Source organism: Ramlibacter sp., from assembly GCF_035655895.1.
Taxonomy (GTDB): Bacteria; Pseudomonadota; Gammaproteobacteria; order Burkholderiales; family Burkholderiaceae_C; genus Ramlibacter.
Genome location: NZ_DASRTN010000002.1, coordinates 59,656 through 82,671 on the forward strand (window position 1 = coordinate 59,656; position 23,016 = coordinate 82,671).

The 23,016-nt window shown below is 72.9% G+C and carries 22 protein-coding genes; 12 read left to right on the forward strand and 10 right to left on the reverse strand.

What is annotated here, in order from left to right; genetic code table 11:
- The first annotated feature begins 1 nt into the window (after nt 1).
- Complete coding sequence (locus VFE82_RS00330) at nt 2-460, forward strand: response regulator (RefSeq protein WP_324998235.1); 459 nt, start codon at nt 2-4, stop codon at nt 458-460.
- Entirely contained in the window at nt 453-2,411 is a 1,959-nt protein-coding gene (locus VFE82_RS00335) for a hybrid sensor histidine kinase/response regulator (RefSeq protein ID WP_324998236.1), read from the forward strand. The genes VFE82_RS00330 and VFE82_RS00335 overlap by 8 nt, the downstream gene beginning before the upstream one ends.
- Nucleotides 2,412-2,453: 42 nt before the next feature.
- On the opposite strand, the gene VFE82_RS00340 is transcribed toward VFE82_RS00335, so the two are convergent.
- Together VFE82_RS00340 and VFE82_RS00345 are read right to left on the reverse strand one after the other, a co-directional pair.
- Nucleotides 2,454-2,711, reverse strand: coding sequence for a hypothetical protein (locus VFE82_RS00340; RefSeq protein ID WP_324998237.1), 258 nt, complete (start codon nt 2,709-2,711; stop codon nt 2,454-2,456).
- A gap of 93 nt (nt 2,712-2,804) precedes the next feature.
- Nucleotides 2,805-3,989, reverse strand: coding sequence for an alpha/beta hydrolase (locus VFE82_RS00345; protein ID WP_324998238.1), 1,185 nt, complete (start codon nt 3,987-3,989; stop codon nt 2,805-2,807).
- 223 nt (nt 3,990-4,212) lie between these two features.
- Here VFE82_RS00345 and VFE82_RS00350 point away from each other — a divergent pair, with 223 nt between their 5' ends.
- On the forward strand, nt 4,213-4,512 hold the full coding sequence (locus VFE82_RS00350; RefSeq protein ID WP_324998239.1) for a hypothetical protein: 300 nt from the start codon (nt 4,213-4,215) through the stop codon (nt 4,510-4,512).
- 97 nt (nt 4,513-4,609) lie between these two features.
- On the opposite strand, the gene VFE82_RS00355 is transcribed toward VFE82_RS00350, so the two are convergent.
- Nucleotides 4,610-6,442, reverse strand: coding sequence for a carboxyl transferase domain-containing protein (locus tag VFE82_RS00355; protein WP_324998334.1), 1,833 nt, complete (start codon nt 6,440-6,442; stop codon nt 4,610-4,612).
- A gap of 144 nt (nt 6,443-6,586) precedes the next feature.
- On the opposite strand from VFE82_RS00355, the gene VFE82_RS00360 reads away from it, so the two are divergent.
- The 3 genes from VFE82_RS00360 to VFE82_RS00370 all read left to right on the forward strand — a co-directional run bounded on the left by VFE82_RS00360 (nt 6,587) and on the right by VFE82_RS00370 (nt 7,745).
- Nucleotides 6,587-6,775, forward strand: coding sequence for a hypothetical protein (locus tag VFE82_RS00360; protein ID WP_324998240.1), 189 nt, complete (start codon nt 6,587-6,589; stop codon nt 6,773-6,775).
- 102 nt (nt 6,776-6,877) lie between these two features.
- Nucleotides 6,878-7,168 carry a hypothetical protein gene (locus tag VFE82_RS00365; RefSeq protein ID WP_324998241.1) on the forward strand — a complete coding sequence of 97 codons (291 nt, stop codon included), beginning with the start codon at nt 6,878-6,880 and terminating at the stop codon, nt 7,166-7,168.
- 115 nt (nt 7,169-7,283) lie between these two features.
- On the forward strand, nt 7,284-7,745 hold the full coding sequence (locus VFE82_RS00370) for a DUF3597 domain-containing protein (RefSeq protein ID WP_324998242.1): 462 nt from the start codon (nt 7,284-7,286) through the stop codon (nt 7,743-7,745).
- A gap of 9 nt (nt 7,746-7,754) precedes the next feature.
- Here the strand turns inward: VFE82_RS00370 and VFE82_RS00375 are convergent, their stop codons facing one another.
- A complete protein-coding gene (locus VFE82_RS00375; protein WP_324998243.1) occupies nt 7,755-8,930 on the reverse strand; it encodes an MFS transporter in 1,176 nt (391 codons plus the stop codon).
- A gap of 64 nt (nt 8,931-8,994) precedes the next feature.
- Here VFE82_RS00375 and VFE82_RS00380 point away from each other — a divergent pair, with 64 nt between their 5' ends.
- Complete coding sequence (locus tag VFE82_RS00380) at nt 8,995-10,002, forward strand: asparaginase (RefSeq protein ID WP_324998244.1); 1,008 nt, start codon at nt 8,995-8,997, stop codon at nt 10,000-10,002.
- Between the two features lie 7 nt (nt 10,003-10,009).
- On the opposite strand, the gene VFE82_RS00385 is transcribed toward VFE82_RS00380, so the two are convergent.
- Nucleotides 10,010-11,248, reverse strand: coding sequence for a phospholipase A (locus tag VFE82_RS00385; RefSeq protein WP_324998245.1), 1,239 nt, complete (start codon nt 11,246-11,248; stop codon nt 10,010-10,012).
- A gap of 253 nt (nt 11,249-11,501) precedes the next feature.
- On the opposite strand from VFE82_RS00385, the gene VFE82_RS00390 reads away from it, so the two are divergent.
- Entirely contained in the window at nt 11,502-14,201 is a 2,700-nt protein-coding gene (locus tag VFE82_RS00390; RefSeq protein ID WP_324998246.1) for an excinuclease ABC subunit UvrA, read from the forward strand.
- A gap of 119 nt (nt 14,202-14,320) precedes the next feature.
- On the opposite strand, the gene VFE82_RS00395 is transcribed toward VFE82_RS00390, so the two are convergent.
- From VFE82_RS00395 to VFE82_RS00405, 3 genes are all read right to left on the reverse strand, one after another.
- The gene (locus VFE82_RS00395) at nt 14,321-15,028 is read right to left on the reverse strand and encodes a TerC family protein (RefSeq protein ID WP_324998247.1); all 708 of its coding nucleotides are present in this window, start codon (nt 15,026-15,028) and stop codon (nt 14,321-14,323) included.
- A 325-nt stretch (nt 15,029-15,353) separates the two neighbouring features.
- A complete protein-coding gene (locus VFE82_RS00400; RefSeq protein ID WP_324998248.1) occupies nt 15,354-15,902 on the reverse strand; it encodes a hypothetical protein in 549 nt (182 codons plus the stop codon).
- Nucleotides 15,903-15,918: 16 nt separating this feature from the next.
- Nucleotides 15,919-17,073: a zinc-dependent alcohol dehydrogenase gene (locus tag VFE82_RS00405; protein WP_324998249.1), complete on the reverse strand. Its 1,155-nt coding sequence runs from the start codon at nt 17,071-17,073 to the stop codon at nt 15,919-15,921.
- A gap of 97 nt (nt 17,074-17,170) precedes the next feature.
- On the opposite strand from VFE82_RS00405, the gene rocF reads away from it, so the two are divergent.
- From rocF to VFE82_RS00420, 3 genes are all read left to right on the forward strand, one after another.
- Nucleotides 17,171-18,082: an arginase gene (gene rocF / locus VFE82_RS00410; RefSeq protein ID WP_324998250.1), complete on the forward strand. Its 912-nt coding sequence runs from the start codon at nt 17,171-17,173 to the stop codon at nt 18,080-18,082.
- Nucleotides 18,083-18,304: 222 nt separating this feature from the next.
- Entirely contained in the window at nt 18,305-19,297 is a 993-nt protein-coding gene (locus VFE82_RS00415) for a Bug family tripartite tricarboxylate transporter substrate binding protein (protein WP_324998251.1), read from the forward strand.
- 70 nt (nt 19,298-19,367) lie between these two features.
- Nucleotides 19,368-19,574 carry a DUF6494 family protein gene (locus tag VFE82_RS00420; RefSeq protein ID WP_324998252.1) on the forward strand — a complete coding sequence of 69 codons (207 nt, stop codon included), beginning with the start codon at nt 19,368-19,370 and terminating at the stop codon, nt 19,572-19,574.
- Between the two features lie 61 nt (nt 19,575-19,635).
- Here the strand turns inward: VFE82_RS00420 and VFE82_RS00425 are convergent, their stop codons facing one another.
- Entirely contained in the window at nt 19,636-21,375 is a 1,740-nt protein-coding gene (locus tag VFE82_RS00425; protein WP_324998253.1) for a RecQ family ATP-dependent DNA helicase, read from the reverse strand.
- Nucleotides 21,376-21,471: 96 nt separating this feature from the next.
- Entirely contained in the window at nt 21,472-21,846 is a 375-nt protein-coding gene (locus tag VFE82_RS00430; protein WP_324998254.1) for a hypothetical protein, read from the reverse strand.
- A gap of 123 nt (nt 21,847-21,969) precedes the next feature.
- Between VFE82_RS00430 and VFE82_RS00435 the strand changes: the two genes are divergently transcribed.
- Entirely contained in the window at nt 21,970-22,998 is a 1,029-nt protein-coding gene (locus tag VFE82_RS00435; RefSeq protein WP_324998255.1) for a chemotaxis protein CheB, read from the forward strand.
- Nucleotides 22,999-23,016: the final 18 nt, after the last annotated feature.

The following is a 23,016-nucleotide window of genomic DNA, read 5'->3' on the forward strand; positions in this document are numbered from 1 at the left end:
CATGCTCAAGCCGATTCTTCTGGTCGAGGACGACAAGCGGGACCTGGAACTGACCCTGGTGGCGCTGGAGCGCAGCCAGCTGGCCAACGAGGTGATCGTCGTGCGTGATGGCGCACAGGCGCTGGACTACCTGCTGCGCGAAGGCGATTTCAGGGAGCGCGACGAGGGCAATCCCGCCGTGGTGCTGCTCGATCTGAAGCTGCCCAAGGTCAACGGGCTGGAGGTGCTGCAGAAGGTGCGGGGGACGCCGGCGCTGCGCAGCATCCCGGTGGTGATGCTGACCTCCTCGCAGGAGGAATCGGACGTGGTCCGCAGCTACGAGCTCGGGGTGAACGCGTACGTGGTCAAGCCCGTCGAGTTCAAGCAGTTCGTCGGCGCCATCGCCGACCTGGGCGTGTTCTGGGCCGTGCTGAACGAGCCGCCGCCCGGTTCCCTGAAGGCCATGCGCCGATATGAATGAGCACCTGCCGGAGCACGGTTTTCACGAGAAGACGCTGGAGGTGCTGCTGCTGGAGGATTCCCGCTTCGACGCCGAGCTGCTGCGCGAGGCGCTGATCGCGTCCTACCCGAACGCGCGCCTGGACGTGGTGCGCGACGAACCAGGCTTCGTGGCCGCCCTGGCGGCGCAGCGCTACGACCTGATCCTGTCGGACTACGAGCTGCCGGGGTTCTCCGGCGAACAGGCGCTGGCCGAGGCGCGCGCGAAGAACCCGCGCGTGCCCTTCATCTTCGTGTCCGGCGTCATCGGCGAGGACAACGCCGTCGAGATGCTCAAGCGCGGTGCGACCGACTACGTCAGCAAGAGCCGGCTGGTGCGCCTGCCGCTGGTGATCGACCGCGCGCTGCGCGAGGTGGCCCAGCGCGAGGCGCGCGACTCCGCCCAGGTGCAGCTGCGCGAGGCGAACGCCATCTTCGCCCGGGTGGTCGATTCGCTGCGCAACTACGCGGTGATCCTGATGGACCAGCGCGGCGTGATCCACAGCTGGAACCAGGCCGCCCGCGACATCTTCGGCTACACCCGGGATGACATGATCGGCATCTCGGCCGACCGCCTGTTCACGCCGGAGGACCGCGAGCGCGGCGCGATCGCGGCCGAGATGGCGCAGGCGCTGCGCGAGGGCAAGGCCGACGACAACCGCTGGATGATGCGGCGCGACGGCCTGCGCCTGTGGGCCGAGGGCGTGCTGATGCCGCTGTTCAGCGACGGCAACGAGCACACCGGCTTCTGCAAGATCGTGCGCGACGCGACCGCCGACTACCGCGACGCCGAGGCGCTGCGCGCTGCCAAGGAGGAGGCCGAGCGGGCCAACCAGGCCAAGGACCGGTTCCTGGCCGTGCTGTCGCACGAGCTGCGCACGCCGCTGTCGCCGATCGCCACCGCGGCCCACCTGCTGGAGCGCTCGGTCACGGTTCCGGAGAAGTACCAGAACCTGCTGCCCATGATCCAGCGCAACGTGGCGCTGGAGGCGCGGCTGATCGAGGACCTGCTGGACCTCACCGCGATCTCCGCCGGCAAGGTCAGCCTCAAGCCCAGGGCGGTGGACATGCACGCGCTGGTCCACGCGGTGCTCGACATGCTGGACGGGCAGGTCCGCGACAAGGGCCTGCAGCTGCAGCTCGACCTGCGCGCGGCCTCGGGGCTGGTGCAGGCCGACGAAGCGCGCATGCAGCAGGTGCTGTGGAACCTGCTGCGCAACGCGATCAAGTTCACGCCCGAGGCGGGCCGCGTCGACGTGCGCTCGCGGCTGGAGGGCCCGACGCTGGTGGTCGAGATCAGCGACAGCGGCATCGGCATCGACCCGGAGGCGCTGCCGCGCATCTTCAGCGCGTTCGAGCAGGCCGACCGCGAGGTCTCCCAGCGGTTCGGCGGTCTGGGCCTGGGGCTGGCGATCGCGCGCGGCCTGGTGACGGAACACAAGGGCGAGCTCAGCGCCAGCAGCGCCGGGCGGGGCCAGGGCGCCACGTTCACGCTGCGGCTGCGCAGCCAGGCCGAGGCCCAGGTGGCCGGCCTGGGTGCCGGCGGCGCCGACCAGGGCCAGAGCGCCGAGGGCGGGTGGAAGCTGCTGCTGGTCGAGGACAACGAGGACGCCGCCGAGACCATCGTGATGTGCCTGGAAGCCTACGGCTACGAGGTCACGCACGTGGCGACCTGCGCCGACGCGGTGCGCACGGCGCAGCAGGGCGACTTCGACATCGTGCTGACCGACCTCGGCCTGCCGGACGGCAGCGGCATCGACGTCGGCCGCGCCCTCAGCCGGACGCTGCCGGTGGTCGCGCTCAGCGGCTACGGCGCCACGCCCGACCTGCAGCGCTCGTCCATGGCCGGCTTCTCGGGCCACCTGGTCAAGCCGGCCGAACCGCAGGCCATCCATTCGACCTTGCAGAAGGCGCTGCTCGCGCGCGCAGCCTGAGCTTGCGCTCCGTCGGCGGCGCCGACGCCCGGCATCGCCGCCTCAGCGGGCCAGGCTGTAGCGCAGCAGCGCGTGGGCGCGCGCCTCCTGCTCGGGATCGGGAAGGTCGAGCATCTCGCGCAAGGAGGGCAGCGGCTCCAGGCACGGCCCCAGGGCGCTTTCCAGGGCGGCCAGCGCGGCGGGCTCGAGGTCCGGCTGGGCCTTGAGGTCGCGCACCAGCCGGTGCAGGAAGAGCTTGGTGGCCTCGGGCAGCAGCAGGTCGCCGTTCATCTGTTCCTGGGCCTTGGGAAGGTAGGTCATCGCTCGCACTCCAACGGTTGCGACCCAGTGTGGGAGTCGCCTGCGACGCACCATGTCAGCGCGGCGCCCACGCCCCTGTGCGCGCCGCGCGACTCACGCCGACAGCCACTGCCGCATCGTGCCGAGCACCGCTTCGCTGCGCAGCAGCCCGAGATGGTCCACGCCCTGTGCGATCCAGCGGTGGTCCTCGGGGATCTGCAGGTCCTGCGCCGGTGACTCGGCGCGTCCCAGCGCACTGGCCAGCGGCACCAGGCCGTCGCCCGTCCCGTCACCGCACACGCCGGCGATGGCATGCACGGCGCAGCCCGGCGGCCACGGTGGCGCCAGGGGCGCGGCCAAGCCGGCGTCGGGGTCGAGGTAGCGGCCCTGCAGGACATCGTCGATGCCATCGCTGCGGCGCCGGCCCAGGCGGACCAGCGGGGCGACCATGGCCTGGGCGCCCAGGCCGCTGCGCAGCAGCAGGTCGAGGCCGCTGCCCAGGCGCGCGCCCAGGTGCGGGGTGCCCAGGAAGACCAGCTTCTGCAGCTGGGTCGGCCAACCCATGCCGGCCCGCACGGCCTGGTCCAGCGCACTGCGCAGCACCAGCCCGCCCATCCCGTGGCCCAGCATCGCGAGGCCCTGGAGGGCCACCGGCCAGCTGCCCAGCCGGCGCTCGAGCTCGGCAGCCAGCTCGCGCCCGCTGGCGGCGACGTGGCGGCCGGTGTTGTACTGCACGTAGACCGGCGTGCAGTCCAGCGCGGCGGCGAGCGCCTCGCCGTGGTCGTGGCCGTCCTGGCGCCACTGCAGGTCGTTCAGGCCGAGGTCGTGCACCAGCACCAGCACGCGCGGCCGCGCCGGCGCCCGCGGCAGGCGAAGCTGCAGCGCAACGGCCAGCGGGTTGTCGGTGCGGTGCAGATGGTCGCCGGCCAGCGCGTTCAAGGCGGCCACCAGGGCCTCGCGCGTGGGCCGGACCGCCTCGGGCGCGCGGTCCCGCTGGGGAGTCTGCAGCGAGGCCTGCACCGACGCCAGCAGCAGGTCCAGCCCACCGCCCACCAGGTCGGTGGTGCCGCGCAGGCTGCGGTAGACGAACGCCGGCCAGCCCCGGCCCGGCCGCCCCGGCGAGAACCCGCGCACCGGTGGCGTGATGTGGGCCAGCCGCTCATGCACCTCTTCCACCAGTCCGATCGCACCGCGCACGCCGTCGACGGCCAGGCGCATGCCGCCGCGCAGGTCGCGCACGGTGCCCGCGGCGTGGTGCGGCTGCTGCGCGGGGGACTCGGGCGGGGGCGTGGCGGACATGGCGGCTCCGGTGGCGGTGCGGGCCATGCTAGGTCGGCAGCAGTGCGCCACCCGTAGGAAGAAGGTGACAGTTGCGCCCGCGCGGGGACCTGCCTGCTGTCGAGGCAGGTCCCCACAGCCCCGGCGGCCCGCTTCCTACAGCCAGGGCGCGGTCCGACTTCCAGAATGCAGACACGGCCAGCACGCCTGCCGGCCGCATCGACAACATCGAAGGGAGTGCACCATGTTCAAGACCACCGTGACCGCGGCCCTCGTCGGCGCCGCCATGCTGGGCCTGTCCGCCTGTGACGTGAAGAAGACGCAGGAAGGCAACGTCAACCTGCCCAAGTACGACGTGCAGAAGACCCAGGAAGGCAACGTCAGCCTGCCCAAGTACGACGTGAAGGGCCCCGACGTGCAGGTCAGCAAGGAAGAAAAGACGGTGACCGTCCCGACCGTGAAGACCGAGGAGAAGACGATCACCGTCCCGAACGTGAACGTCACCACGGCCAAGGAAAAGGAGCAGGGCGGCGACAAGAAGTAAGCCGGGCTCCGGGGTCGCGGGGCATCCGGCCGGCACGGCGCCTGCCGCAGGCGCCGCGGCTGCCGCAGGCGCCGCGGCTGCCGCCCCGCCGCCGCCGTCACCAGGCGTCGACCGCCCGCACCTGCGTGCGCGGCGACACCGGCGCCGACGCGATCCCGCGCACCAGCCAGGCGCGGGTCTGCGCGGGATCGATCACCGCGTCGATCTCGAGCGTCTCGCCCATGCGAAGCGCCTGCCCGTTCTCGTACTGCTGCGCGAGCAGCCGCTGGTAGAGCGCCTCGCGCGCTGCGCCTTCGGGCTGTGCCTCCAGCTCCTTGCGGTACCCCAGCTTCACCGCACCCTCCAGCCCCATGCCACCGAACTCGCCGGTCGGCCAGGCCACGGTGAACGCCGGTGCGTGGAAGCCGCCTGCCGCCATCGCCATGGCGCCCAGTCCATAGCCCTTGCGCAGCACCACGGCGAACACCGGCACGTCCAGGTGGGCGGCGGCGATGAACATCCGGCTCACATGCCGCACCTGCGCCACGCGCTCGACGGCCGGCCCCACCATGAAGCCGGGCGTGTCGACCAGGCTGAGCAGAGGCAGCCCGTGCGCGTTGCACAGCTGCATGAAGCGCGCGGCCTTGTCGGCGGCATCGGCGTCGATGGCGCCGCCCAGGTGCGACGGGTTGCTGGCCATCCAGCCGAGGGGGCGCCCCTCGATGCGTGCGAAGCCGGTGTGGATGCCCACGCCGAAGCCGGTGCGCAGCTCCAGCACCGAGCCGGCGTCGGCGATGCCGCGGATCGCGGCCCGCGTGTCGTAGGCGCGCAGCCGGTTCTCCGGCACCACGTCGCGCAGCAGCAGCGGGTCCGGTGCGGCCCACCCGCTGGTCGCTCCCTGGAAGATGGCGAGGCACGCCTTGGCGGCGGCCACCGCCGCCGCCTCGTCGTCCACCAGCAGGTCCACCACGCCGCTGCGATGCTGCTCGGCCGCCGGCCCGATCGCCTCCGGCGGGAAGCGGCCCAGGCCGCCGCCTTCGACCATCGCGGGGCCGCCCATGCCGATGTTGGCGTGGCGGGTGGCGACGATCAGGTCGCAGCAGCCCAGCAGCGCGGCGTTGCCGGCGAAGCACCGGCCGGCCGCGATGCCGAGCGTGGGCACGCGGCCGTTCAGGCGCGCGAAGGCGGCGAAGGTCGGCACGTGCAGCCCGGCCACGATCGCCATGTCGGTGTCGCCGGGCCGGCCGCCGCCGCCTTCGGCGAACAGCACCACCGGCAGCCGGTGGCGCAGCGCCACGCCGAGCAGGCGGTCGGTCTTCTGGTGGTTGCGAAAGCCCTGGGTCCCGGCCAGCACTGTCGCGTCGTAGGCCAGCACGGCGGTGCGTGCGCGCTCCGGCCCCACCAGCGCGCCGTTGACGCTGCCGATGCCGGCCACCAGGCCGTCGGCCGGGGTGTTGCGCTGCAGGTCCTCCTCGCTGCGCCGGCTGCGCTGCGCCGCGACCGCGAGCGCGCCGTACTCGCTGAAGGAGCCGTCGTCGCACAGGTCGGCCACGTTCTCGCGCGCGGTGCGCTGCCCCAGCGCATGCCGCCGGGCCACGGCCTCGGGCCGGGCGGCGTCCTGCGTGAGTGCGTGCCGGTCCAGCACGCGCTGCAGGTCGGCCCGGACGGCAGGGCGCGGCGCCGGCGCAGGATCGCCGGCGGGCGCCAGGGCTGTCGCCGCGGCTGGCATGGCGCCGGTCGCGACGACGGCATCCGCGGTCCACAGCAGGTCGCCCTCGGCCACCAGGTCGCCGGGCGCGAACAGCAGTTCGCGCACGCGGGCCGGTGCCGGCGCGCGCACCTCGTGTTCCATCTTCATGGCTTCGAGCACCAGCACCAGGTCGCCTTCGCGCACGAGCGCGCCAGGCTGGACCAGCCATTCGACGACCTGGGCCTGCAGGGGGGAGCGCAGCGGCAGCATCGGCCCATTGTGGAGAATCGGCGACCCCTGTCAGTCATCACGAGGACAGGGCAGGGCGGTGGCACACTGCTGCTCCCTGGCACGGCAGCACTGGCGGCCATGGCGGCGATCCGTCGCCGTGCCAGGTGCCCCACGATGACCCGCCGGACCGACGAGCTGTTCAAGACCGTGCTGCAGGTGCTGGCCATCCTCGCGCTGGCCGGCCTTGTCGGCATGCTCCTGCACAAGGGCTACGCCGATGTCACCGCGCTGGCCCAGCAACACGCGGGCAGCGGGTTCTGGAAGGCCCTGGCGCGCTATGTCTTCCGCAACCTCGCAGGCTAGCCGCCTGCAGCTGGCCGAGAGCGTTACAGTCCGCAGCGATCTTTGCGGAGCGGACACGGGCCAGCCGTCATCGGGCTGCCACCCGGGGCGTTCAATGGTGTCATGAAGAAGTACCCAAGCATCCAGCGCCTGTGTCTGCTCGGGGTGGCGGCCCTGGCCGGTGGCTGTGCGGTCTATGCACCCGAGCCGGTGGCCGTCTTTCCCGCGCCGGGGCCGGTCTATGGCCCGCCGGGAACGGTCTACGCGACGCCCGGGCCGGTGGTCGTCCCGGGGCCGGTGTACTACGGGCCACCTGTCTACCGGGTGGCGCCGCCGCCGGTGGTGTTCTTCGGCCGCTTCGGAGGCGGGTACCACCACCATCGTCACGGCGGTCCCCGCGGCCATCGCCGCTGAGCCGCGCCGCGTGCGCGGCCGTGTCGGACGGCAGCCCATCGTTTTCCCAACGGGCGCCCACAGCACGCATCCGATGGCCTGCCCAACATCACGGACCTCCACACAAGGAATCCGCATGAGCATCCTCGGCAAGATCTTCGGCCGCATCTTCCCCAACGCCAACGCCAACACCGACACCAATACCAACGCCCAGGCAGGCCAGGCACCCGCCAGCTCCGCGGCGACCGCGCAGGTGCCGACAGCCGGCGCGGCGCAGCAGCCCGCGTCGGTGGCGTCTGCGGCCCCGGTGGCGCAGTCGGCGCCCGCCGCCACCGTGCAGCGCGTGGACATCGAGCAGGTCCTCAACGGGCTGGCCGCCAAGAATCCCCAGAAGCTGAACTGGCGAACCTCCATCGTCGACCTGATGAAGCTGGTCGGCCTGGAGAGCTCGCTGCAGGAGCGCAAGGAGCTGGCCGACGAGCTCGGCTACAAGGGCGACAAGAGCGACAGCGCGGCCATGAACATCTGGCTGCACCAGCAGGTGATGCGCAAGCTCGAGGAGAACGGCGGCCAGGTCCCCGCGGACCTGAAGCACTGAGGCGCCGCGTCAGCGTCGCGGCCGTCGCCGGCTGGCCAGCGAGCCGCCGGCCATGGTCGCGGCCACCGCCCAGAACAGCGGCAGCATGCCCACCGCGGCGCCCAGCGCGCCGAAGACGAGCGGCAGCGCCGTCTGCCCCAGGCTGGTCAGCGCGGTGCGCAGGCCGACCGCTTCCCCTGCGCGGCCGGCCGGCGCAGCCTCCAGCAGCAGGGTCATCACGAGCGGCTGGCCGCAGCCCAGCACCAGGCCCACGACGAACGCCAGCGGCAGCATGCTCGCGACCGTGCCGCAGAACGGCAGCACCAGGTAGCCGGCCGCCGCGAGCAGCACGGCCGCATGCAGCAGCTGGCGTGGCTCCAGCGTCCGCACCAGCGCCGGCAGCGCCAGCCGGGCGGCGAAGCTGCCGATGCCGAAGGTGCCCACCACCAGGCCGATGGCGGTCGCCGAGAGCCCCTGCTTTTCCGCATGCAGCGGCACCAGGAACGTGAAGAGGTCCCAGCCCATCGCCACCAGCGCGCTACTGACCAGCACGGTGCGCACCGGGGCATGCCGCAGCAGGTCGAGCAGGCCGGCGCGCGCGGCGGCGGCGGTGCGCGCCGGCCCGCTCGCATGCCGCAGGCCGGCCAGCATCAGCCCCGAAGCGGCCGGCCCGAGGGTCAGCAGCGCGAAGGTCCAGGCATGGCCGACCTGGTCGATCAGCCAGCCGGCGACCAGCGGTCCGGCCAGCGCCGACAGCGAGAAGCCCAGCGCCGTCACGCCGAACGCGCGCACCCGTCCCTGCGTGCCGGCGACGATGCCGATGGCGTGGTTGATCGCCACGTGGCACAGCGTGTAGCCGGTGCCGACCAGCACGCTGGCGGCCGCCAGCAGCGCGAGGTGCCCCGCGCACGCCGCGAGCAGCTCGCCCGCGGCCAGCGCCGCCAGCCCGGCGACGGTGGGCGGCACATGGCCGGCGCGGTCGGCCCAGCGGCCGATGTGCACCGACACCAGCGCCGGCACCAGCATCAGCAGGCTGACCAGCAACCCGACCGCCAGCGGCGTGGCGTGCCACTGCACGGCCTGCAGCGTGAGCGTGAGGCGGGCGCCGCCGAAGCTGGCGTGGGTCACGGTCAGCAGCACCGTCAGGCGCAGGCAGGTGGCGAGGTCGGAAGCGGGGGAGGCGGGAGCGGCAGGCGGAGCGGACATGCGGCCGTTCGATCTTATCGGGCGTGCACCGCCGGCGGCTTGCGCGCCGCGCAACAATCCCGGCATGACGACGCTCGTCCCCCTGATCGAAACCTGGCGCGGCGGCACGCTCGAATGCCAGTTCTTCGGCGCCGTGGCCGTGGCCGACACGCGTGGCCGGCTGGTCGCGCACGCCGGCGATCCGCACTGGGTCACCTTCAGCCGCTCCACCCTCAAGGCGTTCCAGGCGCTGCCGTTCCTGCAGGCGGGCGGGCCGGCCCGCTTCGGCTTCAGCAGCGAGCAGGTCGCCCTGCTGTGCGCGAGCCACAACGGCGAGCCGGTGCACGTGCGCAACGTCGACGCGATGCTCGCGCGCATCGGCCAGCCGGTGCGCGCGCTGCAGTGCGGCTGCCACGTGCCGTACTACGTCGAGCACGGGGTCGGGCCCGCCCCGGCGGTGGTCGACGAGCGCTACCACAACTGCAGCGGCAAGCACGCCGGCTTCCTGGCCTGGTGCGTGCAGCATGGACAGGCGGTGGGCACGTACACCGCGCCCGGCCATCCGCTGCAGCAGGCGATCCGCCGCGACGTGGCGCGTGCGGTGGGCCTCGCGCCCGAGGACCTGCGCCTGGGCGTGGACGGCTGCTCCGCGCCCAACTACGCGCTGCCGCTGTCGCACCTGGCGCGCGGCTACGCGCGGCTGGCCAGCGGCGAGCGCGACGCCGAGTTCGGCGCCAGCTTCGCGCAGCTGTCGCAGGCCATGGTGGCCCACCCCGACCTGGTCTCGGGCACCGGGCGCAACGACCTGGCGTTCATGCGCGCCGGCCGCGGCGATTGGGTCAGCAAGGCCGGGGCCGACGGCGTGCAGGCCGTCGGCAGCATCTGCCGCGGCCAGGCGTTCGCACTCAAGGTCATCGACGGCAACAGGACGGCGGTGCATGCGGCCACGGTGGCCGTGATGGACCAGCTCGGCTGGCTCGATGCGCGTCAGCGCGAGGAGCTGCGGCCCTGGCGCGCCGAGCCGATCGCCAACGCGCGCGGCACCCAGGTGGGCGAGCGCAAGCCGGCGTTCCGGCTGCGCACCACGGCCTGAGGCCGGCTCACCAGTCGACCAGGCTCACCCCGACGCTGAACACCGTGCGCCGCCGGTTGTAGTCCAGCAGGGTGTCGCCGTAGCCGCTGAACAGGCTGGCGTGCAGCCGCAGCCGGCCGAACTCGCCGGGCTGCTCGGCGGAATCGACCGGCATCATCCATTCGACCTTGGCCGACCCGCGCGACTGGTCGCGCAGCGTGTTGCGCAGCGTGAGCGAGAGCGTGCGGCCGGTGTCGGTGCGCCAGCCGGCCACCAGTTCCGCGCGGCCGATGTAGTCGCTGATGCCGGGGTTGTCGTCGCTCGCGCCATCCTCCCGCAGACGACGCCACAGCCGCGCCTGCAGCGTGGTGCCGGCCGCCGTGTCGGCGCCCGCCATCAGGTACACCCTGTTCCAGCTGCGCGAGCGCGGCAGGCTCTGGCCGTTCGACTGGTGCACCAGCCCCAGCCCGCCATAGCGCAGCGTCCAGCCCCGGACCGCCGGCACCGCGAACGGGTGGATGTAGATCACCTCCGGCTCGTGGTCGGTGCTGCGGAAGGGGCGCGACAGCGCCGGCGTGAACAGCTGCCAGTACGACTGCTGCGTATAGGCGAACCACAGCGAGTCGCGCAGCGGCCCGCGCTCGGTGAGCAGGCCCTCGGCGATCTTGGTGCGAACCGACAACTGGATGCGCGTCTCGGTGTTGCGATAGGGCTGGAAGCCGACCTGGTTGGCCGGATTGTCCGAGGTCGGCTGGCGGTTGACGGTGTCGGCTGTCACCAGCCCCAGCTGCAGCGGCCGGTACAGGCGGATGCCGAGCACCCCGCAGCCGGTGGCGGTCTCCAGGTCCCAGGTGCGCGCCAGCTCGGACTTGGCGGTGCCACAGCGCGCGGTCGGGGCCCCGGGGCCGGCGGCCTGGGCCGGCAGTTCCAGGCCGACCGGCGGCGGCTCGGGTGGGGGCGTGGTGCCCGCTGCTGCCGCCGGCGCCGCGGCGGGGCTGGCCGGGGACGCCGGCTGTGCAGCCGCGCCGGGCACCGTCCAGGCCGGCGTGACTGGCGAGACCGGCGCGGCGGCCGGCGGCTGCCGCCGCGCCCAGGCGTCGTAGCAGGCCAGCCGGGCGGCGGGCGCCGCCTGCGCGGCGCAGGCCTGCCACGCCGGCTCCTGGGCGGCGGCCGGGGCGGCGAGGCCGGCGAACGAGGCAGGCGCCAGGGCCGACAGCCAGGCGAGCCGGCGCGGGGCGAAGCGGGAACGGAAGGAGGCGGACGTCACCCCGGGGATGATGCCGCAAGCGGCGCCGGCTGCCCGCCGGCCTTCAGCGCAGCGCCGCAACCCGTCGATTCGATCCGCCGACCCAGCCCCGCAAACCAGCCGAGCATTACCCGCCGCCGAGCGGATGCGCGGGGACCGGCCGGCCAGCGTGCGACACCGCCGCGGTGTTCTGCTGGCGGACCGGCCGGGTTCCTACGCCGCCGCGCTGCGCGGTCCCACCCGCCTGCCTCGGCGGGCGCGCCAGCATCGGTGCATGGCCCGTGACCGTGACCGTGACCGCGACCCGAAGGAGAAGCCAGCGCCCCCGGCCGACGTGCCCCCCCTCGCCACCCCGCACCGCCCGGCCGGGCTGGTGCGCGTGCGCGGCGCCCGCGAGCACAACCTGCGCGACGTCGACGTCGACATTCCGCGCGACGCCCTGGTCGTGTTCTCGGGGGTGTCCGGCTCGGGCAAGTCGTCGCTCGCCTTCGGCACCCTGTACGCCGAGGCGCAGCGGCGCTACCTGGAGTCGGTCTCGCCCTACGCGCGACGGCTGATCGACCAGGCCGGGGTGCCAGACGTCGACAGCATCGAGGGGCTGCCGCCGGCGGTGGCGCTGCAGCAGCAGCGCGGCACGCCCAGTGCGCGCTCGACCGTGGGCAGCGTGACGACCATCTCCAGCCTGCTGCGCATGCTCTATTCGCGCGCGGGCAGCTACCCGCCGCACCAGCCCATGCTGTACGCGGAGGACTTCTCCCCCAACACGCCGCAGGGGGCCTGCCCGCGCTGCCATGGCCTGGGCCAGGTGATCGACGTCACCGAGCGCGCGATGGTGCCCGACGACTCGCTCAGCATCCGCGAGCGCGCGATCGCCTCGTGGCCGCCGGCCTGGCACGGGCAGAACCTGCGCGACATCCTGGTCACGCTGGGCCACGACGTCGACCGTCCCTGGCGCGAGCTGCCGAAGAAGGACCGCGACTGGATCCTCTACACCGACGAGACGCCCACGGTGCCGGTGTATGCCGGCTTCACGCCGCAGGAAACCCGCGCCGCGCTGCGCCGCAAGCTGGAGCCCAGCTACATGGGCACGTTCACCAGTGCGCGCAACTACGTGCTGCACACCTTCGCGACCACCCAGAGCGCGCTGATGAAGAAGCGCGTTTCGCGGTTCCTCACCGGCACCACCTGCCCGGTGTGCGCCGGCAAGCGCCTCAAGCCCGAGGCGCTCTCGGTGACCTTCCAGGGACTGGACATCGGCGAGCTCGCGCAGCGCCCGCTGTCGTCGCTGCGCGAGGTGCTGGAGCCCGCGGCGCAGGGCCGCCTGGGCGCCGCGCAGGGCGGTGCGCTCGCGCGGGGCCGCTCGCGCGCGGCGGTGCAGGAGCGGGTGGCGCGCGGGGGCTCGGCCCATGCCGCGGCGCCGGACGTGCGCCGCACCGCCAACCTCTCGCAGGAAAAACAGCTGGCGGCGCAGCGCATCGCCCGCGACCTGCTCGGCCGCATCGCGACGCTGGAGCAGCTGGGGCTGGGCTACCTGTCGCTGGACCGCGCCACGCCCACCCTGTCGCCCGGCGAGCTGCAGCGGCTGCGGCTGGCCACGCAGCTGGGGTCGCACCTGTTCGGCGTGGTCTACGTGCTGGACGAGCCGTCCGCCGGCCTGCATCCGGCCGACGGCGAGGCGCTGGTCACCGCGCTGGAGCGGCTGAAGGCAGCCGGCAACACGCTGTTCGTGGTCGAGCACGACGTCGCGGCGATGCGTCGGGCCGACTGGCTGGTCGATGTCGGCCCGGACGCGGGCGAGCGCGGCGGCCGCGTGCTGTACAGCGGCCCGCCGGCCGGCCTGGCGCGGGTCGCCGAGTCGCGCACCCGCCCGTACCTGTTCGGCGAGGCGGCCGCGCCCGCGCGTGCGCCGCGCGCGCCACGCGGCTGGCTGCGGCTGGAAGGCCTGCGGCGCAACAACCTGCAAGGGCTGGAGGCCCGGTTCCCGATCGGCTGCCTGACGGCGGTGACCGGCGTCTCCGGTTCCGGCAAATCCAGCCTGGTGAGCCAGGCCCTGCGCGAGCTGGTGCTGGCGCACCTGGGCACCCCCGCGGCCGACGACGAGGAGCCCGGCGAACACGACCTGCTGGCCGAGGCCGTCCTCCCGCTCGAAGGACGCATCGCCGCCGGCGCTTCGTTCGTGCGGCGCCTGGTGCAGGTCGACCAGAAGCCGATCGGCCGCACGCCGCGCTCCAACCTGGCCACCTACACCGGTCTGTTCGACGCGGTGCGCAAGCTCTTCGCCGCGACACCCGCGGCCCGCCGGCGGCGCTACGACGCCGGCCGTTTCTCGTTCAACCTGCCCAAGGGCCGCTGCGCCACCTGCGAAGGCGAGGGCTCTGTGTCGGTGGAGCTGCTGTTCATGCCCAGCGTGTATGCGCCGTGCCCGCAGTGCCACGGCGCGCGCTACAACGCGCAGACGCTCGAGGTGCTCTGGCGCGACCGCTCGATCGCCGACGTGCTCGCCATGACCGTGGACGAGGCGCTCGGCTTCTTCGCCGAGGAAGCCGGCGTGGCCGCGCCGCTGGCGGTGCTGCAGGCGATCGGCCTGGGCTACCTGCGGCTGGGCCAGCCGGCCACCGCGCTGTCGGGCGGCGAGGCGCAGCGCATCAAGCTGGCCACCGAGCTGCAGCGGGCGAGCCGGCTGCCCACCCTGTACCTGCTGGACGAGCCCACCACCGGCCTGCATCCGGCCGACGTCGACCGCCTGATGGCGCAGCTGCACGGGCTGGTCGATGCCGGCCACACCGTGGTGCTGGTGGAGCACGAGATGCGGGTGGCGGCGCAGGCCGACTGGGTGATCGACGTCGGACCGGGCGCGGGCGCCCAGGGCGGCCGCATCGTCGCCGAGGGACCGCCGGCGGCGGTGGCGAAGGCCGGCGGCAGCCGCACGGCGCCGTACCTGGCGCAGGCACTGGCCGAGCAGCGGCCGGGCTGACCGGCGGCAGCGCGGCCCGGGCGAGGCGACGACAGGCAATGCCGCCAGGCGCGGCTCGGGGGCGCGATGCAAACGACAAGGGCGGCCGCAGCCGCCCTTGCGTCACACCGGCAAGGCGATCAGGACTGCGCCGCGCCGTCGGTGGCGGCCTGCTGCCGCTTGGCGACCAGCCAGCCGGCGCCCAGCACGCCGGCGACCGACAGCGCATACACCGCCCAGCGCGCCGCCGTGGCCTGCACGGTCTCGGGGTCGAACACCGGGTCGAGGAAGGGCTCGCCGACGATCATCTTGGCCGCCGTGAAGGCCAGCACCGCCGCCCCCAGCTGGATGATGACGGGGAAGCGGTCGACCAGCTTGAGCACGACCGAGCTGCCGAACACCACGATGGGCACGCTCACCAGCAGGCCGATCACCACCAGGTCGAACGAGCCGTGCGCCGCGCCCGCGACGCCCAGCACGTTGTCCACGCCCATCAGCGCGTCGGCCACGATGATGGTCTTCATCGCGCCCCAGAAGGTCGAGGCCACGGGACCATGCTCGTCCTCGCCGCTGGCCGGGGCGAGCAGCTTGTAGGCGATCCACAGCAGGCCCAGGCCCCCGACCAGCATCAGGCCCGGGATCTTGAGCAGCCAGACCACGCCGATGGTCATGATCGAGCGCACGACGATGGCGCCCACCGTGCCCCACACGATGGCCTTGCGGCGCAGGTGCTGCGGCAGGCTGCGGGCCGCCAGCGCGATCACGATCGCGTTGTCGCCCGCGAGCACCAGGTCGATGAGGATGATGGCCAGGAGGGCCGAGAACCATGCCGCCGAGAACAATTCCATGTGAGCTCCAGTTCAATCTGTCGATTGGCCGGGCACCGGGGAACGAGGGCGGGACTGCGGTGGTGCAGCGGGTCGACGCCTCGAACGGGCCCGGTGCGCGGGCCGTGTTCGAAGGTCTTGCTCGGCTTGTGGAAAGTCGGGCCCGACGCACCGGAAGCCGCGAGGCTTCGTCTTGACGATACGTCGATCGGCGCGCCGCACCGCTCGGGGCGGCACGCCTGGGAGCTACTCCCCTTCGTGGGGCGGATTAGAGCATGAACGCCCGGCCCGCCATGTCAGTAGTTGCCGCATCACCGGCGGCCGCCGGTGATGCGGCCACCGCGGCTCAGCGGTTGCGACGGCGCAGCAGGTAGACCGCCAGCGCGACCGCCGTCGAGACGATCAGCGCCTTGCGCACGAAGCCGGCGCGGTTGTAGCGCCACTCGGCCGGGCCACCCATCTCGCTGAAGATGTTGGGAATGTGGCCGTGCGCCAGGTCTTCCAGGATGCCCTCGCCCATGTCGACGCGGTCGGCCATCAGCAGCACCAGCCAGTGCCGCATGTCGTTCTCGCTGAAGCGGAACGCGAAGCTGCGCAGCATGCCCGACAGGCCGCGCGGCGGCACGCTGGTGCCGTAGACCGGCGTCATCCCGGGCCGCTCGTTGGAGTGGAAGACCTTGACGTGCGAGTGCTGCTGCTCGGGCTCGTCCCAGTGGACGCCCTCCAGGCGCGGCGGGGTGCGCTCCATCGGGTAGCCCGGCCGGTTGGCATGGTCCAGGTCGGCGCCCCAGCCGGGGATGGCCGACATGTCGCCGTGCCGGCGGCGGGCCTGCGGATCGGTGTTCTCGACGTAGGGCGGCGAGTTCTCGTTGGTGCGGGAAACTGCGGTGTCCATGGCGTGCTCCTGCGGTTCAATGGCGTGCCGACGGCGGGATCAGCACCGGCTTGATGCAGTTGTCCAGCTTGCTCGAGAAGAGGTGGTAGGCGTCGGCCACCTCTTCCAGTGGCACGCGGTGCGTGATGATCTCGCTGGGCTTGATGCGTCCGGCCTGGATGTGCTCGATCAGGCGCGGCAGGTGGCGCTTGACGCTCGCCTGGTTCATCCGCAGCGTCAGGCCCTTGTTCAGCGCGTTGCCGATCGGCACGAAGTTGAAGGTCGGGCCGTACACGCCCACGATCGAGACGGTGCCGCCCTTGCGCACGGAGTTGATGCACCAGTGCAGCACCGTGGCCGCGCCGGCCTGCATCATGGTGTGCACGCCGGTCAGCCGCTGCATGAAGTTGCCGGCGGCCTCGGCGCCGACGCAATCGATGCAGACGTCCGGCCCGAGCCAGTCGGTCATCTTCTTGAGGTGGATGGCCATGTCCTTGACGTCCTTGAAGTTCACCACCTCGCATTGCGCGAAGCGCTTGACGAACTCCAGCCGGTACTCGAGGTGGTCGACCACGATCACGCGGCCGGCACCGAGCAGCCAGGCGGACTTTGCGGCAAAGATTCCCACCGGCCCGGCGCCGAAGACCACCACCGTGTCGCCTTCCTCGATGTCGCCCATTTCCGCGGCCTGGTAGCCCGTGGGATAGGCGTCGGTGAGCAGCACGGCGTCGTCCACGTCGAGGTCGGACGGGATCACGGTCGGGCCGACGTCGGCCATGGGCACGCGCACGTACTCGGCCTGCCCGCCGTCGTAGCCGCCGGTCGTGTGCGAGTAGCCGTAGATGCCGCCCACCGCGGTGGCCTCGGGGTTGACGTTGTGGCAGTTGCTGTACAGCTCCTTCTGGCAGAAGAAGCACGAGCCGCAGAAGATGTTGAACGGCACCAGCACGTGGTCGCCCTTCTTGAGGTTGCGCACCGACGGGCCGACCTCCTCGACGATGCCGGTGAACTCGTGGCCGAAGGTCGTGCCCACCCGGGTGTCGGGCACCAGGCCGTGGTACAGGTGCAGGTCCGAACCGCAGATGCAGGCCCGCGTCACGCGGATGATCGCATCGTTGGGGTGCTCGATCTCGGGCTCGGCCTTCTGCACCGCGCGCACGCGGTACGGGCCCCGGTAGTTCATCGCCAGCATTCGTGGTTCTCCAGTTGGGTAAGTCCGTCTGCCCGGCAATTGGCGTGCCATGGGCCGAGCGGCCCACGGCGCACCGGGTCGCGGCCACAATCGCGGCATGAGCAGCAGGATCAGCCTCATCGGAGCGCCGACGGACGTCGGCGCGAGTGTCCGCGGCGCCGGCATGGGCCCGGACGCGCTGCGCGTGGCCGGGCTGATGGAGGCGCTGCGCGCGCACCGCCTCGAGGTGGTCGACCGCGGCAACCTCGCGGGGCCGCCCAACCCCTGGCAGGCCGCGCAGCAGGGCCTGCGCCACCTGGACGAGGTCGTCGCGTGGAACCGCGCGGTGTTCGCCGCGGTGGACCAGGCGCTGGCCGGCGGCGACGTTCCGTTGCTGATGGGCGGCGACCACTGCCTGGCCATCGGCTCGATCAGCGCGGTGGCGCGCCACTGCCGCACCACGGGCAAACACTTGCGCGTGGTCTGGCTGGACGCCCACACCGACGTCAACACCGAGGCGATCAGCCCCACCGGCAACCTGCACGGCATGCCGGTGGCGTGCCTGCTGGGCCACGGCCCGCAGGCACTGGTGGGCTGGAGCGGCACGCGCGCGGCGATCGGCCCGGACCAGATCGACTTCATCGGCATCCGCAGCGTCGACGCCGACGAGAAGCAGGCGATCCGCCAGCTGGGCCTGCAGGTGTTCGACATGCGCCACCTGGACGAGCACGGCATGCGCAACACGATGGCCGAGGTGCTGCAGGACGTGCACGAGGACACCCACCTGCACGTGAGCTTCGACCTGGACTGCCTGGACCCGCTGGATGCGCCCGGGGTGGGCACCGGCGTGCGCGGCGGCCCGACCTACCGCGAGATGCAGCTGTGCATGGAGATGATCGCGGACACCGGGCAGCTCGGCTCGCTCGACGTGGTGGAGATCAACCCTGCGCTCGACGTGCGCAACCGAACGGCCGAACTGGCGGTCGAGTTCGTGCAGAGCCTGTTCGGCGCCTCGACGCTGGCGCGCTGAGCCCGCGCCAGGGGCACCGGCGCGTTGCAGCGGCTGGGCGCCGCTCCCGCGCCGGCCTGCCTCCCGCGCGTGCTCCGCTTCCCGCGTGGACGCGGTGTGCGGCGTGCGGTGCAAGGGAATCTCCCATCGCCGGTGCGTCCCCCGCTGCCTAGCATCGGGCGACGTCCCGCGCGCACCGGCGTCGCCGCTGCCGCGAGCGGACGACCACGACAGGAAACATCGATGCGCATCCGACTCCAAGCACTGGCCGCGGCCGGCCTGGCCATCCTGGGGCTGCTGGCGGGCGCCAGCGCCCGGGCGCAGGCGCCCGCCGGCTATCCCAGCAAGCCGATCCGCATGATCGTGCCGTTCGCCGCGGGCGGCACGACCGACGTGGTCGCGCGCCTGGTCGCGCAGCGCATGCAGGAGTCGATGGGGCAGCCAGTGCTGGTCGAGAACCGCGCCGGCGCCGGCGGCGCGATCGGGGCCGACGCGGTGGCCAAGGCGGCCCCGGACGGCTACACGATCATGATGCACAACCTGACCTTCCCGCTCTCGTCGGTGGCGCAGGTGCTGTCCAGGCGGTCGCCGTTCAATCCCGACACCGATTTCGCCGGCGTCTCGATCGCGGTGTACGTGCCGTTCGTGCTGACCGCGTACCCTGGCGTGCCGGCGAAGGACCTGCGCGAGCTGGCCACCCTGCTGCGGTCCCGGCCCGAGCTGCAATACAACTTCGGCTCGACCGGCCCCGGCTCCACGGTGCACGTGCTGGGCGAGGCGTTCAAGCGCGAGGCCAAGGTCAACATGGAGCACGTGGGCTTCCGGGGCGCGGCGCCGCTCAAGCAGGAGATGCTGGCCGGGCGCATCCAGATCGGCGGCGACCAGCTGTCCACCTCGCTGGCGGAGATCAAGGCCGGCACCCTGAAGGCGCTGGCAACGACCGCGTCCAAGCGCATCGCCGTGCTGCCGGACGTGCCCACGGTGCGGGAGCTGGGCTTTGCCGGGCTCGAGCTCGAGGGCTGGAACGGCGTGTTCGCGCCGGCGCGCACGCCGAAGGACGTGCTGGACCGCCTGCAGCGCGAGGTGGTTGCCGCGGTGCGGCACCCCGACGTCGCCAGACGGCTGGTGGAGATGGGGGCCGAACCGGTCGGCTCCACCGGGGCCGAGCAGGACGCGATCTTCCGCCGCCAGATGGACCAGTTCCGCCCGATCATCCAGGACATGAAGCTCGAATGAGCGGAACGAGCGGCATCAGCGACCCGCGGCCGGTGTGCGCACCGGCCGCACCAGCGTGCAAAGGACACCCATGAACGACGAAGTCTTCAACCTCAGCGTGCGCAAGTTCCTCAAGGTGGTCGGCGTGAATTCGCAGCGCGAGATCGAGCAGGCCGTCGCCCGCGCATTGCAGGAGCGCGCCGTCGCCGGCACCGAAACCTTTCCCGCGGCGATGACGCTGGAGATCCCGGGGCTCGGGCTGAAGGTCGTGTTCGACGGCGAGGTGCGGCTGGCCTAGCGCCCGCGCGGCGACGCCTGGGCATGGCCACGCGCTCGCCCGGAGTGCTGCGCCGGGCGCCTCAGGCCGTGGCCGCGGTGGGAGCCGCTGCCCGCGTCCGGGCCTTGCGGACGAACTCGGGCTGGAAGCTGCGCAGGTTGCCGTCGGCGAACGCCACCGTCACCTCGGTCGCCGAGGCCTCGCGCACCTCGCCGCGGCCGTAGCGCCGCACCAGCACGATGTCGCCGCGCGCGAACACCGCGCGCGCCGACGCGTGCTGGTCGTCATGGGCGTCCTGCCCGTGCGCCTGCTGCTCCTGCTCGGCGCGCGCCAGCGCCGCCTCCTGGCGGGCGATGCGCAGGCAGTTGTCGCAGTGCTTGCAACGCTCCAACGGCGACTCGCCTTCCAGGTGCTCCAGCAGCACGCGCCAGCGGCACTGGCCGGTCTGTGCATAGAACACCATGCGCTCCAGGGTCTCGCGGTCGGACTCGCGCTTGTCGCGGTAGGCCGTCATCAGCCGCCCCACCGCATCGCCCTCGAGGCCGCGCCGCAGCAGCCGCACGCCACCCTCGGCGTCGACCGCCACGATCTTCTGGCGGCGCAGCAGGCCCAGCGCAACCTGCACCTTGCTGCGCGGCCGGCCGAGGCGGGCCTGCAGCAGCGGCAGCGTCCACGCGCCGCCGTCGCCGGGCGCCTCCTGCAAGGCCTGGTACAGGCCCATCGCGTCGTCGTCGGTCGGGTAGCGCCCGGCCATGAAGAACTGCTGCACCGCCTTGTCGGCACGCAGGTAGAGCAGGGTGCACAGCGAGGCCTGGCCGTCGCGTCCCGCGCGGCCGGCCTCCTGGTAGTAGGCCTCCAGCCCGGGCGGCAGCTGGTAGTGCAGCACGAAGCGGATGTCGGGCTTGTCGATGCCCAGGCCGAACGCATTGGTCGCGACCATCACGCGGCGCTCGCCGTCCATGAAGGCATCCTGCGCCGCCTTGCGGTCGCCGGCGGACAGCTTGCCGTGGTACAGGCCCACCGATTCGCCGGCGGCCTCCAGGGCCTCGTGCACGGCCTGTGCGGCCTTCACCGTCGCGGTGTAGACCAGCCCGCAGCCCTGCGTGCCGCGCACGAAGGCGACGGCGCGTTCCAGCTTGTCCTCCTCGCGCGCCACCTGCTCCACCTTGAGCGCGAGGTTCGGCCGGTAGGACCCGGTGTGCACGATGCCGTCGCGCGGCACCCCGAGCTGCTGCGAGATGTCGCGCGCGACATCGTCGGTGGCGGTGGCGGTGAGGGCCAGCACCGTGGGCCGCCCCAGCCCGGGCAGCGCGGGGCCGATGTCCAGGAACGCCGGACGGAAGTCATGGCCCCACTGCGAGATGCAGTGCGCCTCGTCGACCACCAGCAGGCTGGTCGGGTGCGCGGCCAGCGCCTGCACGAACCCGGGTTCGGCCAGCTTCTCCGGCGTGGTCATCACCACGCGGGCGCTGCCGTCGACGGCTGCCGCATGCGCGGCGCGCGCCTCCTCGCTGTCGTTGGCGCTGTTCAACTGGACGGCCACGATGCCCCGTTCGCGCATCGATTCGATCTGGTCCTTCATCAGCGCGATCAGCGGCGACACCACCACCGTGCGGCCGGGCAGCAGCAGTGCCGGCAGCTGGTAGCACAGCGACTTGCCGGCGCCCGTGGGCATGATGGCCAGGGTGTGGCGGCCGGCCAGCACCCGGTCGATCACCGCGCGCTGGCCAGGCCGCAGCCGGTCGAGGTGGAAGGTGTCCCGGAGGACCTGGGCGACGCGGCGGGCGCGTGCCGTGGCAGAGAGGGGTTGCGTCGCTGGCATGGCTGGATGGGGATCCCTGCGATCGGCAGGGGCGGGCGCAAGGCCCGGCGTGGGCCCTGCGCGTCCGGTGGCGTCCCGGGGCGGGGACGGCGCGCGTCAGGCGGCGTCGTCCTCCGCGTCCGCGTCCGCATCGCGGTCCGCGTCGAGGTCGGTGAACTCCTGGCCGTCGGGGTCGGCCTCGGGGAAGCCGTTGCCCGATCCGGGGCCGTCGTCCACGTCTTCGCCCAGCTCCTCGTCGGCGCCCAGGCGCACCACCCGGTCGGGGGCGATGTCGGCGCCTTCGAGGACGTCGCCGCCGAAGACCGCGCCGCGCTCGCCGGTGCCGGCGCCGTCGCTGTCCGCATGGATCTCCTGGGTGCCGAGCGCGTCGCTGCCGGTGTCGGAGAGGTCGCTGGGACCGAGCAGGTCGCTGCTGCGCCCGCTGGGCTGGGCGGGCGCCAGATCACCGCCAAGGATGCTGCTGTAAGCCATGGTGTGGGCCTCCAAAGGTTGCCACCAGTGTGCGGCGCGGGCCCGCCGATTGCCGTCGGAACCTGCGCGCCGTCGCTGTGGGACTACGGCTACGGTCCCGTCGGGCGCGCCAGGAACCCCCACATGAACGACGATGAAGTCTCCGCCACCGCGCCTGCCGGCGCCGGTGCCGACCCGCCCCTGGTGGTGATCGGCGCCTCCTCGGGCGGGGTCGACGCGCTGCTGCGCCTGGCCGCGGCGCTGCCGGCCAACCTGCCGGCCATGGTCGCCGCCGTGGTCCACATCGGCACCCAGCCCAGCATCCTGCCGGAGCTGCTGCGCCGCGCCGGCCCGCTGCCCGCGCGGCATCCGCGCGACGGCGAGCGCCTGCACGCCGGCACCCTCTACGTGGCGCCGCCGGACCACCACCTGGTGCTGGACAAGGCGGTGGCGCACCTCAGTCGCGGGCCGCGCGAGAACCACACGCGGCCGGCCATCGATCCGCTGTTCCGCAGCGCGGCGCTGGGGTGGCGCTCGCGCGTGATCGGCGTGGTGCTGACCGGCCAGCTGGATGACGGCACGGCCGGCCTCGCGGCGATCAAGTCGTGCGGCGGCGTGGCCATCGTGCAGGACCCGGCCGATTGCGTGGCCCCCAGCATGCCGCTGAGCGCGCTGGCCAACGTCGAAGTCGACCACTGCCTGCCGCTGGACGCCATCGCGCCGCTGCTGGTGCGGCTGGTCGGCCTGCCGCCGCGCGGTGGCACCGGGGAGCCGCCCGAGATGCTGCGGCACGAACAAGCTGTTTTCAACGGAGTCGATCCCATGGAGAACCTGGCCGCCCTCGGCGAACCGAGCCAGCTGACCTGCCCCGAATGCGGCGGCACCCTGACCGAAGTGCGCGAGAGCCGCCCGCTGCGCTACCGCTGCCACACCGGCCATGCCTACACGGCCCTGACCCTCCACGATGCCCAGGCGGCGCGGGCCAACCATTCCCTGCAGAGCAGCCTGCGCGCGCTCAAGGAGCGCGAGTTCCTGCTGCGGCGCCTGGCCATGGTGTCCGAGAAGCTTGGCGACCTGGCCGCCGCGCAGGCCGGCCGGCAGCAGGCCGACCGTGTCCACGAGCAGGCCGCGCACCTGGCCAAGCTGATGCAGGAGGAGACCAGCGGCGCATAATCGCCGACCCAGACAAGG

Coding starts and splice junctions, on each gene's coding strand:
- VFE82_RS00340 (WP_324998237.1), bottom strand. CDS start 2,711: ATGACCTACCTTCCCAAGGCCCAGGAACAGATGAACGGCGACCTGCTG.
- VFE82_RS00375 (WP_324998243.1), bottom strand. CDS start 8,930: ATGTCCGCTCCGCCTGCCGCTCCCGCCTCCCCCGCTTCCGACCTCGCC.
- VFE82_RS00365 (WP_324998241.1), top strand. CDS start 6,878: ATGAAGAAGTACCCAAGCATCCAGCGCCTGTGTCTGCTCGGGGTGGCG.
- rocF (WP_324998250.1), top strand. CDS start 17,171: ATGAGCAGCAGGATCAGCCTCATCGGAGCGCCGACGGACGTCGGCGCG.
- VFE82_RS00350 (WP_324998239.1), top strand. CDS start 4,213: ATGTTCAAGACCACCGTGACCGCGGCCCTCGTCGGCGCCGCCATGCTG.
- VFE82_RS00395 (WP_324998247.1), bottom strand. CDS start 15,028: ATGGAATTGTTCTCGGCGGCATGGTTCTCGGCCCTCCTGGCCATCATC.
- VFE82_RS00390 (WP_324998246.1), top strand. CDS start 11,502: ATGGCCCGTGACCGTGACCGTGACCGCGACCCGAAGGAGAAGCCAGCG.
- VFE82_RS00425 (WP_324998253.1), bottom strand. CDS start 21,375: ATGCCAGCGACGCAACCCCTCTCTGCCACGGCACGCGCCCGCCGCGTC.
- VFE82_RS00380 (WP_324998244.1), top strand. CDS start 8,995: ATGACGACGCTCGTCCCCCTGATCGAAACCTGGCGCGGCGGCACGCTC.
- VFE82_RS00335 (WP_324998236.1), top strand. CDS start 453: ATGAATGAGCACCTGCCGGAGCACGGTTTTCACGAGAAGACGCTGGAG.
- VFE82_RS00415 (WP_324998251.1), top strand. CDS start 18,305: ATGCGCATCCGACTCCAAGCACTGGCCGCGGCCGGCCTGGCCATCCTG.
- VFE82_RS00400 (WP_324998248.1), bottom strand. CDS start 15,902: ATGGACACCGCAGTTTCCCGCACCAACGAGAACTCGCCGCCCTACGTC.
- VFE82_RS00435 (WP_324998255.1), top strand. CDS start 21,970: ATGAACGACGATGAAGTCTCCGCCACCGCGCCTGCCGGCGCCGGTGCC.
- VFE82_RS00420 (WP_324998252.1), top strand. CDS start 19,368: ATGAACGACGAAGTCTTCAACCTCAGCGTGCGCAAGTTCCTCAAGGTG.
- VFE82_RS00345 (WP_324998238.1), bottom strand. CDS start 3,989: ATGTCCGCCACGCCCCCGCCCGAGTCCCCCGCGCAGCAGCCGCACCAC.
- VFE82_RS00370 (WP_324998242.1), top strand. CDS start 7,284: ATGAGCATCCTCGGCAAGATCTTCGGCCGCATCTTCCCCAACGCCAAC.
- VFE82_RS00405 (WP_324998249.1), bottom strand. CDS start 17,073: ATGCTGGCGATGAACTACCGGGGCCCGTACCGCGTGCGCGCGGTGCAG.
- VFE82_RS00330 (WP_324998235.1), top strand. CDS start 2: ATGCTCAAGCCGATTCTTCTGGTCGAGGACGACAAGCGGGACCTGGAA.
- VFE82_RS00360 (WP_324998240.1), top strand. CDS start 6,587: ATGACCCGCCGGACCGACGAGCTGTTCAAGACCGTGCTGCAGGTGCTG.
- VFE82_RS00430 (WP_324998254.1), bottom strand. CDS start 21,846: ATGGCTTACAGCAGCATCCTTGGCGGTGATCTGGCGCCCGCCCAGCCC.